This window comes from Gammaproteobacteria bacterium (genome assembly GCA_013214945.1).
Taxonomy (GTDB): Bacteria; Pseudomonadota; Gammaproteobacteria; order Enterobacterales; family Psychrobiaceae; genus Psychrobium.
In genome coordinates this window covers 1-13,905 of sequence record JABSRT010000044.1, presented here as the reverse complement: position 1 = coordinate 13,905, position 13,905 = coordinate 1, and the positions used below count along the sequence as shown (strand labels likewise).

Genomic DNA, 13,905 nt, shown 5'->3' with positions numbered 1-13,905 from the left:
CTTCCCCTTAGTCAGGGTGACTCCGCTTTCTTTCAAGCGGACGGGTTTGCCAGCTTTGCTGGGCAAACAAAAAAGGCCCGCACCATTAATTGGTGCGGGCCTTTTTATTATCAATTGTCTTTGTCTACTGAACCGTTATTAAGCTTTTACTGGGCTAAGCGTGGCGTTACCGCGAGGAGCTCACTGCTAAATTGTAACTGTCCATCAGCTGGCAGCTCGCTTAAATCATCAAGACTAAAATACAGTTTATCTTCTTTGCCTGAGGCAAGTAGTTGACGCCCCTGTGGCGTTACCAGATAGACAGAGGCAGATCCAGCGTCGCTAAATGTAAAAGTAAGTCCGACCAAGTTAGGCATAAAATAACGGCCAGGCCAACCTGCAAGTTTTTCGTATAGCGCGGTTATCTGTCTCGTCCAACCATTAAATGAGCGCACACTCGCGTTAGGCAACTCAAAAGAAGCGACTTCAATTTGCATCTTAAGTTGGCACATATCTGGTTGTGGCGTAATAATCGTAATGGCGGCATGATCTTGCTTTAATGATTTGTCGAGCGGTAATAGCATTTGACCACGCTCGGTGACAATTAAGTCCATCGTATGCTCGCCATCACTGATGTAACCAGATTCTACCGGACACACCTTTGATTCTCCGGCTTTAACGTCTTTTCTAAGCAAGTAAAAATTTAACGAAACTTGTGAAAATTCATTAGCCGAAGCAGTTTTAATACTTTTATACAAGCCGTTATAAGTAAATGAAGTTTCATAACTTTGGGCCAGAGCTGCGCCGTTCAATAACGCCGACAGGGCTAATGTAGTCACTAGTCCTGTAAATTTTGAGATCATAAGTAAGCCTTATTATGTCTGAGCATTTGCAGTAGTTCGATCACGTAATCGTCCTTACGTTGTGAGTAGTTTCGCAGACCAACGACTAACAGTTGTGCTTCTACTGTTAAATCGTTAGCCCGTAGTTGCGCCCGAATTTGCCGCAAATGTTGATAAGCAGCATGGGTATTTAAGTTTCGTAGATAGCTGGCAATCGAGTGATCGACACTATCGAATATTTCAACTTCATGGTTAGCACTTTCATTACGCGACGATGGCACCAATCCGCAGCCTTTGCTAAAACACCATTGGCCGAAAAAATTAAGCCCAAGTCGTGCGAAACGCGAGGTGCCCCAGCCAGACTCGTTGGCCGCTTGCACTAAAATTAAATCGGCCGGAATAGTATCGACCCGCATTAACAACTGCGCGATTAATTGCTGTTCAATGGGTTGCTGACCTAAACGATAATATTGAGCTATCTGTTTTAGCTTGGTTAACTCGGTGAGTGGCTGCGCCGCAACAAGCTGTTGTTGCGCTTGTAGTACGATGGCACGATCGGCCGCTATCGCATTGTTGGCATGAATAACGCCGGGTTTAATAAAGTCAAAAAATGCTGCCTTCTTAACTCTAATATCGGTTATCGCGGCAAAATCAGGTAAAATTGAGGTTTGCGGAATTTGTTGCTTAGGCGCAATTTCAGGTTGCAAAGGCCGTGATGACTGATAGCCAATAAGCTGTGGCATTAAAAAGACTAATATCGCCAATACTGCCAACGCTGAAATAAAACGTGCAACAAATCCAAATCTCATAGGTTATGCCTCAAATTCATTATGATTGCTGTTTGGCTCTGATGATTGCTCTGAACCTTCAAACAGTCGTAAATACATTTTGCCTTTTACGCACAAATAAAGCGGGATAGTAACCAATAATGGCACGCCCATCGCGATAAATGACAATATTATTAACGTAATTAATAGCAGATAAACCGTAAAACACTCAAACCAATGTTTAGTAATTATTTGAACCGACTCTTTGATCGCCTGCACCATTGAGTAGTTTTTGTCACATACTAACAATTGCGCCATTGATAATGCCACTAACAGAAAAATTCCAGGGATCACTAAGATCATGCCCAGTTGGATCGCCGCGGTTGAAATAATCGTAATAATGATTATCACAGGGGTTTTCGTCAGATGATCCAATAAATTAGCTAAGGTCACCCGTTCGTTACGCGCCGCTTTGACGCCCAGCATCATCAATGCCACCTCAATCGGAGAAAATAACAGACCAATCAAGGCACTCGATTGAATAATTAGCTCTAACTCTGCGGTTTCAGGTGCCCGCTGGCGTAAAAATTCAATCAACTGCGCATGAATTCCATACACAAAAGCAAATGCGAGCAAAATGCTAGGAATAAAGACCCGATAATTACTGCGGAAAACATCCCAACCACTCTTTAGCAGTACCAGCGGTTGTAACTTGCCATTCTTTGTTTGTTTATCCATAGTGATCTTGTGTTTAATATAATTTAACTGCGATTATAGTGGTTTTACTACCTTTGATAAATGCATGAATGGTAGAATCAATTAAATACATGATGATACGACAGTAGTTTCGTCCTGATGACGATAATATCGCCTAATAATTACTCACGTCAGTCAGGGCAAACGTATTAAATTGCGCGATTAACGAACTATCAACCCTGTTGCACAGGATTAGAGAAGCCAATGAAACAAAAAAGAAATATTTTCGTCAGATTATTTTTATTTTTATGGGCCGTGGTTAATAATACCCGCAAGCTTATTTTAAATTTAATCGTGTTTGGCATTATTCTCGCTGTCATTGTCGCCAGCAATTATCAAGATCAGCAGCCTCAAATAACCAATGCCGCGTTATTGCTAAACATTCAAGGCAATATTGTTGAGCAAAAGCAGCCGCATAATCCGATCCAAGAAATATCGCAAGAGCTATCGGGTGGTCCAGTTACCGATGCCGAAACCTTGCTTAGTGATATCACCCAAGCGATAAATACCGCCAGTAACGATGACAACATCAAAATGCTGGTGATCGACTCAACAGCAATGGGCGCAGCCTCATTAGCTAAATTGCAGACGATTGGCCGAGCAATTACCGCCTTTAAGCTCAGTAACAAACCCGTTTATGCGATTGGCGGCGGTTTTAATCAGCATCAATACTATTTAGCCAGTTATGCCGACAAAATATTAATGAACCACAAAGGCATGGTCTCTATTGAAGGATTTGGCCGCTATCGTCTGTATCATAAAAGTCTGTTTGACAAATTAAAGGTCAATACCCATATTTTCCGCGTTGGCACTTACAAATCGGCACTCGAACCTTATATGCGTGACGACATGTCGCAAGCCGCAAGACTTGCCAATCAAGCTTGGTTAGATGATTTGTGGCAAGCGTATGTCAAGGATGTTTCAACCCAACGTGACATCAGCCCGGTTAAATTTGATTTGAGCCTGAGCGAATTAATTGCCTCATTTAAACGCCAACAAGTCAACTTTGCTGAGTTTGCATTAAGTCAAAATTTGGTTGATGTTATCGACACCGATGCCCATATTATCGACCAGATAGCTGAGCAGGTCGGTTACTCTAAAAATGGCTTAAGTTTTAATAAAATACCGCTGCGTGCCTATCAACGTATTAATCATTTTGCTAATCCTATAGCGGCGCCGGCTAATATCGCTGTCGTCATAGCCAAAGGCATAATCCTTAATGGCCATCAGCCTAGCGGCACCATTGGCGGCGCAAGCACCTCGTTATTACTGCGCCAAGCACGCCTTGACGATAACATTCGCGCCGTCGTGTTACGGATTGATAGTGGCGGTGGCAGCGCTTATGCATCGGAGCAAATTCGTCAAGAGGTGTTGGCCCTGCAAGCGGCTGGCAAACCTGTAGTTGCCTCAATGGGCAGTGTCGCGGCGTCTGGTGGCTATTGGATTGCAGCAAGTGCTGACAAAATAATCGCTCAGCCAACAACAATTACTGGCTCTATCGGTATTTTCGGCATGATCAATACCTTCGAAGACAGCTTAGCCCAACTGGGTGTTTATACTGACGGTGTCGCCACCAAAGAATTAGCAGGCATTACCATTACCCGTGATTTACCGGCTGGTTTCTCGCAACTGATGCAAACGTATATCGAACACGGGTATCAAGAGTTTATCTCGTTGGTCGCTCAAGCACGTAATATGAGCGTAAGCCAGGTTGATAGTGTTGCCCAAGGCCGAGTTTGGTCTGGCACCAAGGCGTTGCAGCATGGTTTAGTTGACAGTCTTGGTGATTTAGATGAGGCGATAGTGCAAGCGGCAGAACTGGCTCAGTTAGATCAATTTGAGTCAAAAGTTATTGAAAAGAAACTCAGTCCAATGGAACTCTTTTACCAACAAATGATGTCAGAAGTGATTGTAGCATTAGGTATACAACCTGCTGCACCTTCGCCGCTGACTAAACTATTTAGCCAATTAACTCAGCAATTTGAGTTAATTAATCGCTTTGATGATCCACAGCATGTTTATCTTTATTGCGATGAGTGCAGTCAATAACAACAGCCGATGCCTAGCTTATGGTTGGGCATTTATCTTACATAATTGGCGGATAATCCGCGAACAACCTAAGAATTGAAATGACCAAGAAAAAGATCTATATAGCTTACACTGGCGGTACCATCGGCATGACCCTGTCGCCAGAAGGTTTTGTGCCACAAACCGGATTTTTAACCGAGTGTGTCACCAATAACCCTGAGTTTAGCCGTGAAGAAATGCCCGACTTTACGATTAATGAATATTCGCCATTAATCGATTCGTCTAATATGAAACCAGCAGATTGGCAACGCATTGCTCAAGATATTGCCAGTGTTTATGACCAATACGACGGATTTATTATTCTTCATGGCACCGACACGATGGCATACACCGCGTCGGCTTTGTCTTTTGTATTCCAAAATCTGACTAAACCCGTGATTGTCACCGGATCGCAAATTCCTTTTTCACAGTTACGATCAGACGGTCAGTCTAATTTATTGAACTCGCTCTATTTGGCCGCCAATTATCGAATTAATGAAGTCTCGTTATTTTTTAATAACCGACTAATGCGCGGTAATCGTTCGACTAAAGCTTATGCCGACGGCTTTAATGCCTTTGACTCGCCAAATTTACCTGAGTTATTAAAAGTTGGGATCAACATTGAGCTCGTCGAAGGTAAAATAGCCAAAGTGGTGCCACAACCTCTCATATTTGAAAACATTAGCGAACAACCAATCGGTGTTGTGATGCTTTATCCTGGGATCAGCAGCGATGTTGTCGCCAATATCATTAAACAGCCCGTCAAAGCGTTAGTGATGTTAAGTTATGGTGTCGGCAACGCCCCACAAGATCCCGGTTTGTTAGGACAGCTGTCTCAAGCGAATAAGGACGGCATTGTTATTGTTAATCTTAGCCAGTGTCACCGTGGCAGTGTTAATATGTCTGGTTATGCAACAGGCAATGCACTGAAGAAATGTGGCGTGATTAGTGGGTATGATATGACGATTGAAGCGGCATTAACTAAGTTGCACTGGTTATTAAGCAAAGGCTTAAATTCAGACGAAATAAAGCAATTGATGAGTCAAAACCTGCGTGGCGAATTGACCAATTAAGCAATAAGCTCGCTAACTACGATATGAGTGCGGTATGAGTACTGTATTAACGCTGTGTTGATTACACCGCGCTAATACAAGAAAAGTCAGCATATCTCAGACAAAAAATTAGTTGTCGTTTAGCTTTACCGTAACAATTGATTCTTCATCACGAAATTGGCGACGTAACTGCGACTTACTGTGATTATTAAACACGCCATTTTTACCAATCGTGAAATGGTCTGTTTGTTCAAGGTGAGTCCCCTGATATAACATCATTGCTTGAGTGGCTTGGGTTTTCTGATCGGCTGCTAATGCAATACCATTGGGCCATTTTCCGGTTTCCACCGCTTGTTTAAGAATTTCATATACCGCGGGTGACATCGCCTGAATAAGTTGTTCAATTTGCATTTTACTTCCTAGCGCTTCAGCCGCCTCGTTACAGCTAGCTTTTGGGCGCAGTTATAACGAGGCGGACTATCTATTTAGCGTATTTCTAATTAATGGCCCAAATAATACCTTAAGCTAAAGCATTATTTCAAAGCTTATTTATCGAAATGAATTACCGAGCGGATACTTTCGCCCGCATGCATCAAATCAAAAGCGGTGTTAATTTCACTTAGTGCCATGGTGTGGGTAATAAAGTCATCAAGCTTAAATTCACCCGCTAAATACTGTTCTACTATTTGCGGTAACTCAGAACGCCCTTTAACCCCACCAAATGCAGTGCCACGCCAAACGCGCCCGGTCACTAATTGAAATGGTCGAGTTGTTATTTCTTGGCCAGCTCCGGCAACCCCAATAATTACCGACTCGCCCCACCCTTTATGGCAGCATTCAAGCGCTGAGCGCATCACATTGACATTGCCAATGCATTCAAACGAGAAATCAACGCCGCCGTCGGTCAATTCAACAATCACATCTTGAATTGGCTTGTCGTAATCGTTTGGATTAATACAGTCTGTTGCGCCCAGTTCTTTGGCCAACTCAAACTTACGATCGTTAACATCTATTGCAATAATCCGCGACGCTTTAGCCATGGTTGCGCCAATGACTGCCGACAGACCAATACCGCCTAAACCAAAGATTGCCACAGTATCGCCAGGTTGAACCTTGGCCGTATTAAGCACCGCGCCCATGCCAGTGGTAACACCACAACCGAGTAAACACACCTCTTCTAGTGGCGCAGTTGGGTTAACCTTAGCCAAAGAAATTTCGGGTAACACGGTATATTCAGAAAATGTCGAACAGCCCATGTAGTGGTAAATAGGCTGACCATCTTTATAAAAACGGGTCGTACCATCGGGCATTACCCCTTTGCCTTGGGTCTCTCTAATTTTTTGACATAAATTAGTTTTGCCCGACAAACAAAATTTACACTCGCCACATTCCGGGGTATAAAGTGGGATCACGTGATCCCCTACTTTAACACTGGTAACGCCCTCGCCTATTTGGCTAACAACTCCGCCGCCTTCATGACCTAAAATAACCGGAAAAATCCCTTCAGGATCATCACCCGACAAAGTGAAAGCGTCAGTATGACAAACGCCACTGGCGATAATTTTAACTAAAACTTCACCCGCTTTAGGCAACATGACATCGACTTCTTCAATGACCAAGGGCTGGCCGGGCCCCCAAGCTACTGCCGCCTTGCATTTTATAAATTGTTCCGACATGAGATCTTCCTTCAACACGAATATGAGTGATTAAAATTACGGGTAATACAGTGCTTAAACTAGCACTAATTTGTCTAAATCAAAATAGCGCCGCAGCTTAATCGATAGCTGATTAACCAGCATATTTAACAGTGCAGTCACTAAAATTAGGATACAGGCAACATCAAAAAACAGCGCTTCAAAGGCTGAATCGATATAAAAACCTAAGGTCGTAATGCCTAACATGCCAAGAATGGCACTTTCACGCAAAATAACTTCAAAGCGGTAAAACAAAAAGGTCAGAAAACTCGGATATAACGCAGGCTGCAATTCATAGGCCCACAAGTTAACCCCGCTGGCATGGTCATCTCGCAATTCTAGCCGATCGGCTGAACGCGCTAGTAAATAAGCAATAATGCCACCATTGTGCAACGCTAACGCAATAATGGCCGGTAACATCGACGGCCCAATCACCAAGGTGATCACAAAGGTAAAAATAAGCTCTGGGGTTGAGCGCAGCACAATGAGCAGCCCATGACCAACCACCTGCCCTCGGCCAACTAACATCCGACTCGCAAAAGGCCATAAGGTTAAACTGACTAAAGCCGTGACCAGCAAAGCCGCAACCGACAACACTAACGTCGCCCAGCCGCCGGGTAATATTTGATGTAACCACAGCTGATTAAGCCATTGCAACAAATCACTGAACAGCCAATTATCGGTTTTTAATGGCGCAGGAATAATGTCTTCGGTAACAAATCGCACTAAATATTGCCACTCAAGCGCCGATTGCCACGGTAAGTACCACAGCGCAGCGATTAAATAAACAGGAATAAAAGCGCGGTGCAGCCACCATTTAATGGTCGCAACTAACGCAAACATTATTAGTAATAACGCCCCGGCTTGATGATACAAACCTTGATTAAATGCTGTTTCCAAATAATAACCCAAGGTCGGCAAGCCGATAAAACCAAGCACGGTGGCACTGCGCAGTGCGCACTCAAACCGGTAACGGGTATAACGTGCTAGTGCTGGCCAACACTGGGCTAATGGCCCATACAGCCAGCTGCTTAGGCGCGAACAATTGGGGTCAAAAACCAGCGTGCGATCAATGGTAGTTTGCGCTAACAGATCGTCATACACCTTGGCAAAAATTCCGGCATAAGGCACCGCAATCGCCAGCACCCCAGTGAGCGCCGACAAGCCAAACATTTGCAGGAATATTAAGGCCCAAAATATTTCATGAATTGCCCGAACAAAAGCACAAACATGACGGATCACCGCCACATGATGATAAGGGGCTAGCAGCAGCCCAATCGACGCGCCAATAGCCAAGCCAACTAACGCAAACGCAATGGTATTAAAAACCGCTTCAACCAAGGTTAGGTTAAGCTCAAGTGATGGCACCATTAACCCATGCAACAGCCGCCATAACTCACTCGCCGGATCGTTATTGCTTATTTCTAAATCAGCAATTAATAACGCCACCACAGCAATGCAGCCAATAACAAGTGACACGCGCCGATACTTAGCACCCGTGGTATCAAATGTTATCACAAGCTAAGTCCGCGACAGCAGCCGAAAAATCTTGTTGATAAATCGCATCCATTTGTTGAGCCGATAATAAGCTTGCCGCGCAATCAATAACAACTTGACCATCGGCCAGTGCAATCACTCGGTCAAACTGATTAAGGGCCATTTCTTTATCGTGCAAAACAATGACTACGGTTTGGTGGCGCTGTTTGATCAACTGCAACAACGCTGCGCCTTGAATGGGATCAATACTCGATAATGGCTCATCACCTAAGAAGATTGATTTTTGTTGATACAGCGCACGCCCAACGGCGGTGCGTTGCTGCTGACCACCAGACAAACGATCGACCGACTTAAATAATTGTGCTTTAAGCCCTAACAGTCCTGTTAGCTGCCCAATATCGTGCAGGTGTTGTTGAAAAGGCCGGATCAGATTAAACAAATTGTAAAAGATATTATGGCGCTGAAGCTGGCCAATATAAATATTGTGATAAACACTTAAGCTGGTCACTAACATCGATTGTTGCGGACACAATGCCGCCAGCTCGCGCTGCTGTGCATATAAAGTTTTTAGCAACGATGACTTGCCGCTGCCACTGGCACCGACAATAGCGACTGTTTCACCCGCTTTAATCGTTAAATTAACCGCGGCGAGCACCGGTTGGTTTTTATAACCTATCGCATGCTCTACCAACGAAAAAATCACCTTGCCAGTGGTGTTCACAGTAACTTTATCGCCTTAGCAACTCGCTTAATTGGCTCATAATCTGAATTTTGTGCCTTGATAAAACCCTGACGCGGAAAGCTTTCAAGCAATGATTTGTCGGTCATATTAAGTAAAGCAGCGGTTACTTTAGCGCTAAAATCTTGGCCAAAGGTTTGATTAACATCACCGCGAATAGTCCATTGGTAATCAGGATAAGTTGGGGTGCTCCAAATCACTTTAACTTTAGCTAAATCGATTTTTCCCGCCGCCAATTCATTGTGCCAAACCTTATAATTAACCACGCCTAATTGCCATGCACCCGACTGAACCAGCGCAATAGTACGGCTGTGGTTACCGCTAAAACCTACGCGTTTAAAGAGTTGCTCTGGACTAAGGTCAAACTGCTGACGTAAAAAGTACTCAGGCATTAATCGGCCCGACGTCGAGCCTTTAGAGCCAAAACTAAAGGTTAGTCCTTTAATCGCTGGCGGTAAGGTGTCGCTAGCATCTAGCCCAGTCGACTGATGGGCAATAAAGTAGCTTTTAAATAATTTATCTTCAATGCCTTGAGCAATAGCGACCGAGTTTGGCACTAAGTTTCGTGCTCGCACACCAGACAAACCACCAAACCACGCTAATTGCACTTGGTTATTGCGAAACGCGCTGATCGCCGCGCTGTACGACTTAACCGGTACGTACTTGACATCAATAGCCAGTTCCTTAGATAAGTAGGCCGCCACTTTGTCAAACCGTTCACGCAAACGCGACTCGTCTTCATCGGGAATTGCAGTAAAGGTAAAAGTGGTCGCGCTAACGCAAAAAGATAACAGCAGACTGGCAAGTAAAATTAATTTCATAATAAGTCTAGGCAAAAACAAAGGCGCACATTATAGCCTGAACCGTGCCAGTGATGAATACTCTTAACTAAGTATTTCGCCCTGAGCTCAGGGCAAGCGCATTATAATTTAGATATCGAGACATATTACGTAAATTCGCGGTGAATATATCCCTATACGCTCAATTTCTCGTCCATGAAAAATACGTGTTACTGCACATGCACTGATATTTTGACCAACATCCGCGTTTTATTTAAAACGCTCTTGCCATTGATAGCTATCGGCGCAAGCTATCAATGGCAAATTCAAGCGGATTGGTTGCTTACTTGGTTGACAAATAAGTGACTAACGCGAAAAAATCAACATCGCGACTTGGCATTACTAAGTATTGACCGTTAACCACAATGCCCGGCACGCCATTAATTTCATTGGCACGCATTTCGCTGTTATTGGTTTTAAGATGCTGAGCAATGTTATTGCTGCTATCTACTAACTCCCAAAACGCCGGCGCATCAACATCTATCGACGTCAAAAATTCAGAAACCTTGGTTTTAGACGGCAACGGTTGGTCACGGTATTGATCAAACAATTGGTCAAGGTGACTTAATTTACCCAACTCTTTAAGGCCGTAGTATATTTTTGCGTCCATCGCCCAACGCGCATTGCCAGCGGCTGGTTTCTTAACAACAGTAAAATTTTGGTTGTCAGCGATAAATTCATTTAGAGGTGCTTCAAATGCCTGACAGTGCGGGCAGCCAAGCCAAAAATATTCAACAATAAATGGCTTAGTCGCGTTTTCACTATCAATAGCATTCACTCGGCGATAATGAACACCCTCTTCGTATGATACTTGAGCAAGCTCGGTTGTTCTTTCGGCCTGTTGATCAGCTTGACCTGATGGAGCAGTATTTTGAGGTTCAGGAGAACAGCCAACTAACGCTACCGTAGCAACGAGTATGAGTGACGACAACTTTTTAAACATAACAAACCTTTAATTAATTGGTAATAAATACAAGTGACGAAATTATATGTTAGCTAGCGTGCAATGTGTAACACTTATATTGCAAGTGTCGATTATCTATCAATTTATACTGATGAATTACGGCAGTGTTGTGGGTTGGCTCTGGTAGTGAGCAAGCCAGCTAACACCTGAGTTTCAATAAGCGTTATTCATATTTCACTTCACCGTATTTATTCTAAAAATTTCCAACTCATTCTTATTTATTAACTTTCTAAATTAAGTCATTCAGCATTTAGAGTGCCGCGGGGTATTAGCGATTATATTGAGCGCGCTAATAGTCCAGGGAGTGTAACGAGTCCGCGATCTTTACTGATGATTTCCCCAGTACTGTCCAAAAAGTAATAACTAGGATAAGCATCTATTTTCCATTGACGCTTTAACTCTTGATTACCTAGCAATACTGGGAGCTTAAATTCATGATTTTGTTTGAAATCTGCCACAGCCTGTGAGGTTTCCCAGTCAAGCGCCACCATAATAATTTGGATATCGGGCTTTATGATACTAAAGGCAGCTAAAGATGGTTGGCTTAATGCGCAAACGGTGCACCAAGGTGCAAAAAAATACACAAGATGCTTTGGAGCTTGATCCCAATCTTTTATCGGCTTAGCTGTGAGTGGGTTCTGGAGGTCAATTAGTGCTGTGGCATTTTGGTCATTTGTTAGAGTTGGCATTGCATGCTCGGTCTCTAACATGTCTTTTGCTAAAAAGGATGATAGCGCAATAAATATGGCTATGAATATTGCAGCTTGCCCCATCCATTGGAGAGGTTTTTTTATTGACTTTTTTAAGTGGAAATTCATCACAATTCGTTATCTTTACATCATCGTTGAACGACATATTAGAAATGTTATTCAAGCCCGTCAATTTCAAACTGAAGATATCATCTTAATTGTGTATAAATACCGAACATTGATGAATTACTCCGCAAGCGAGCCTAGAACCATCGATCAATGTTTGAATATTAGTCACACGTTTATTGGCGTAAAGAGTCAGCCTAAACGCAGTTTGTATCCCGCTTTCGCACAATTTATTTTTCGTGTTGCACATTTTTTTCGTAATGTTATTGTCAAGTGACTGATATTAAGATGTTATTACTTTTATTTTTGACAAAACACGCAGTGCTAATTGAGATAACGAGCATGCTCTCTTTATTTTTTCAAATACTTGCAATTTTCACACTAACGTATTAAATGGCTTAACTAGACACCCACAAAATTTAGACGGCTAAACTTCTTGAGTCAATTGGCTACTAACTTCTCTCAGTTGGTCTCTGTATTGATGTTTTTATTAGATTTAATTTTTTGTTAGATAACTCATGCCAAATGTACTCACAATTGTCGAATCTCAGGCATGGCAAAGCCAGCCTCAAGGCTGTTGGGGTATGTATTTATCTTGGTGTGTTAACCGACACCTTTATGCCAACATTGTCCATGGTCGTTTGCACATTGGCGCAACGCGTATTCGCTACCAGCAAAGTGACCATATTGCCGCCTAAAGTTCTTTATCACTTCTATCCAATCGTCTGGACTAATCCCTAGCCTATCAATCAGTTTCGGGTTTGAGTCGTCAATCGAACCACTTTTATTAGGGTGTATCGCTCGCCCACTCCAATCGGCAAGTTCCAAATAGTCGTACAGTGTAAATGCGATAGCATTGTTGTCGTCACTTGAGCCAAAGGGCATCAGATAACGTGGTTGTTCCGTGGGTTTGGTGTCAGTCGGGTCTTGTGATGCAGCGTGATGCTGTTGGTATTGTGCAATTCGGGTTTGAGGCAGCGACCTCGTCCCAAGTGCAAAACATTCTGAAAATCTACATCATTACAATTGTAAGTTTTTTTACACTTTAGTATGCACACCTAGATAGACAAATAAATAATCCATTAAAGTCAATAAGATATGAGGCTGGCGTCAATATTGCTTGATTATGAGTGCATTATTATTTTAAACTTTGGAGAAAAAAATGAAACAGTTTGTTTGTTTGTTTATTTGTTTGTTTTGGCTAGGTTCCGTACACGCTAGTCACATAGTAGCGACAGGTGCCACTCTCGACTCTTTTGATTTTACGTTTAGCTCTGGTGGCGGAACCTACGATGGAAGCCTTTCCCCATCATCAACTTGGGATTGGTTTGCGTTTGGTGCTAATGCTGGTGATTTTATTACGATTGAAACACTTGGAATCTCTGGTCAGTTTGATACAGGGTTAACACTATTAGATGATTTGACGAATGGACTACCCGAAATAGGCGATATCATTGGGACAGATTTATTTATACTAGCAGCCAATGATGACGGAGGAGCAGGACCCCTTTCATTAATCAATTTTAACATTGTAAATACTGGGAATTATGCGATAGCCATAGGTGGTTTTGCAGGCTCAACTGGTAATTATCGTATATCTTTAAGTAATAATTCAGCAGAATTTGCATTACCTGTTCCTGAACCAACCTCACTAGCTTTGCTTGGTATTGGTTTGGCTGGAATTGGTTTTTCAAGAAAAAAGAAAAATACCTAATTAAACGTAACTGGAGTTTTATTACAGCCACGATATTCATCGGGGCTTTTTTTTTGTGCCTCCCGAATTCATGTTCTAAGTGGTGCACTTAGAATATTAAATATTAGACATATATGGACGCTCTCTTACTGTCAAGGCATTAGTCTGACTTTTGTGTCGCGTTAGCGGCACTATTTCATT

The 13,905-nt window shown here is 42.9% G+C and carries 14 protein-coding genes; 4 read left to right on the top strand and 10 right to left on the bottom strand.

Annotated elements, in window-relative coordinates:
* Positions 1-146: 146 nt before the first annotated feature.
* From HRU23_19955 to HRU23_19945, 3 genes are read right to left on the bottom strand one after another with little or no spacing between them, the layout of a single operon-like run.
* Positions 147-842 carry a DUF2987 domain-containing protein gene (locus HRU23_19955; GenBank protein NRA56419.1) on the bottom strand — a complete coding sequence of 232 codons (696 nt, stop codon included), beginning with the start codon at positions 840-842 and terminating at the stop codon, positions 147-149.
* Entirely contained in the window at positions 839-1,630 is a 792-nt protein-coding gene (locus HRU23_19950; protein ID NRA56418.1) for a glucosaminidase domain-containing protein, read from the bottom strand. Before HRU23_19950 ends, HRU23_19955 begins: the two co-directional genes overlap by 4 nt.
* 3 nt (positions 1,631-1,633) lie before the next feature.
* Complete coding sequence (locus HRU23_19945; GenBank protein ID NRA56417.1) at positions 1,634-2,326, bottom strand: hypothetical protein; 693 nt, start codon at positions 2,324-2,326, stop codon at positions 1,634-1,636.
* A 222-nt stretch (positions 2,327-2,548) separates the two neighbouring features.
* Between HRU23_19945 and sppA the strand changes: the two genes are divergently transcribed.
* Both sppA and ansA read left to right on the top strand, forming a co-directional pair.
* Positions 2,549-4,393, top strand: a complete 1,845-nt coding sequence (sppA, locus tag HRU23_19940; protein ID NRA56416.1) for a signal peptide peptidase SppA — start codon at positions 2,549-2,551, stop codon at positions 4,391-4,393.
* A gap of 80 nt (positions 4,394-4,473) precedes the next feature.
* Entirely contained in the window at positions 4,474-5,484 is a 1,011-nt protein-coding gene (gene ansA / locus HRU23_19935) for an asparaginase (protein NRA56415.1), read from the top strand.
* Positions 5,485-5,592: 108 nt separating this feature from the next.
* On the opposite strand, the gene HRU23_19930 is transcribed toward ansA, so the two are convergent.
* The 7 genes from HRU23_19930 to HRU23_19900 form a co-directional block, all read right to left on the bottom strand.
* Positions 5,593-5,874 (bottom strand): DUF1315 family protein, encoded by a 282-nt coding sequence (locus tag HRU23_19930; protein ID NRA56414.1) that lies wholly within the window; start codon positions 5,872-5,874, stop codon positions 5,593-5,595.
* Between the two features lie 134 nt (positions 5,875-6,008).
* Complete coding sequence (locus tag HRU23_19925; GenBank protein NRA56413.1) at positions 6,009-7,124, bottom strand: S-(hydroxymethyl)glutathione dehydrogenase/class III alcohol dehydrogenase; 1,116 nt, start codon at positions 7,122-7,124, stop codon at positions 6,009-6,011.
* Positions 7,125-7,193: 69 nt separating this feature from the next.
* Positions 7,194-8,675 (bottom strand): ABC transporter permease, encoded by a 1,482-nt coding sequence (locus tag HRU23_19920; GenBank protein NRA56412.1) that lies wholly within the window; start codon positions 8,673-8,675, stop codon positions 7,194-7,196.
* Positions 8,662-9,354 carry an ATP-binding cassette domain-containing protein gene (locus HRU23_19915; GenBank protein NRA56411.1) on the bottom strand — a complete coding sequence of 231 codons (693 nt, stop codon included), beginning with the start codon at positions 9,352-9,354 and terminating at the stop codon, positions 8,662-8,664. Before HRU23_19915 ends, HRU23_19920 begins: the two co-directional genes overlap by 14 nt.
* A gap of 17 nt (positions 9,355-9,371) precedes the next feature.
* Positions 9,372-10,214 (bottom strand): putative selenate ABC transporter substrate-binding protein, encoded by an 843-nt coding sequence (locus HRU23_19910; GenBank protein NRA56410.1) that lies wholly within the window; start codon positions 10,212-10,214, stop codon positions 9,372-9,374.
* A 301-nt stretch (positions 10,215-10,515) separates the two neighbouring features.
* Positions 10,516-11,175, bottom strand: coding sequence for a DsbA family protein (locus HRU23_19905; GenBank protein ID NRA56409.1), 660 nt, complete (start codon positions 11,173-11,175; stop codon positions 10,516-10,518).
* 296 nt (positions 11,176-11,471) lie between these two features.
* Complete coding sequence (locus HRU23_19900) at positions 11,472-12,014, bottom strand: thioredoxin fold domain-containing protein (GenBank protein ID NRA56408.1); 543 nt, start codon at positions 12,012-12,014, stop codon at positions 11,472-11,474.
* A gap of 515 nt (positions 12,015-12,529) precedes the next feature.
* Here HRU23_19900 and HRU23_19895 point away from each other — a divergent pair.
* Both HRU23_19895 and HRU23_19890 read left to right on the top strand, forming a co-directional pair.
* Positions 12,530-12,709, top strand: a complete 180-nt coding sequence (locus HRU23_19895; protein NRA56407.1) for a hypothetical protein — start codon at positions 12,530-12,532, stop codon at positions 12,707-12,709.
* A 464-nt stretch (positions 12,710-13,173) separates the two neighbouring features.
* Entirely contained in the window at positions 13,174-13,725 is a 552-nt protein-coding gene (locus HRU23_19890; protein NRA56406.1) for a PEP-CTERM sorting domain-containing protein, read from the top strand.
* Positions 13,726-13,905: the final 180 nt, after the last annotated feature.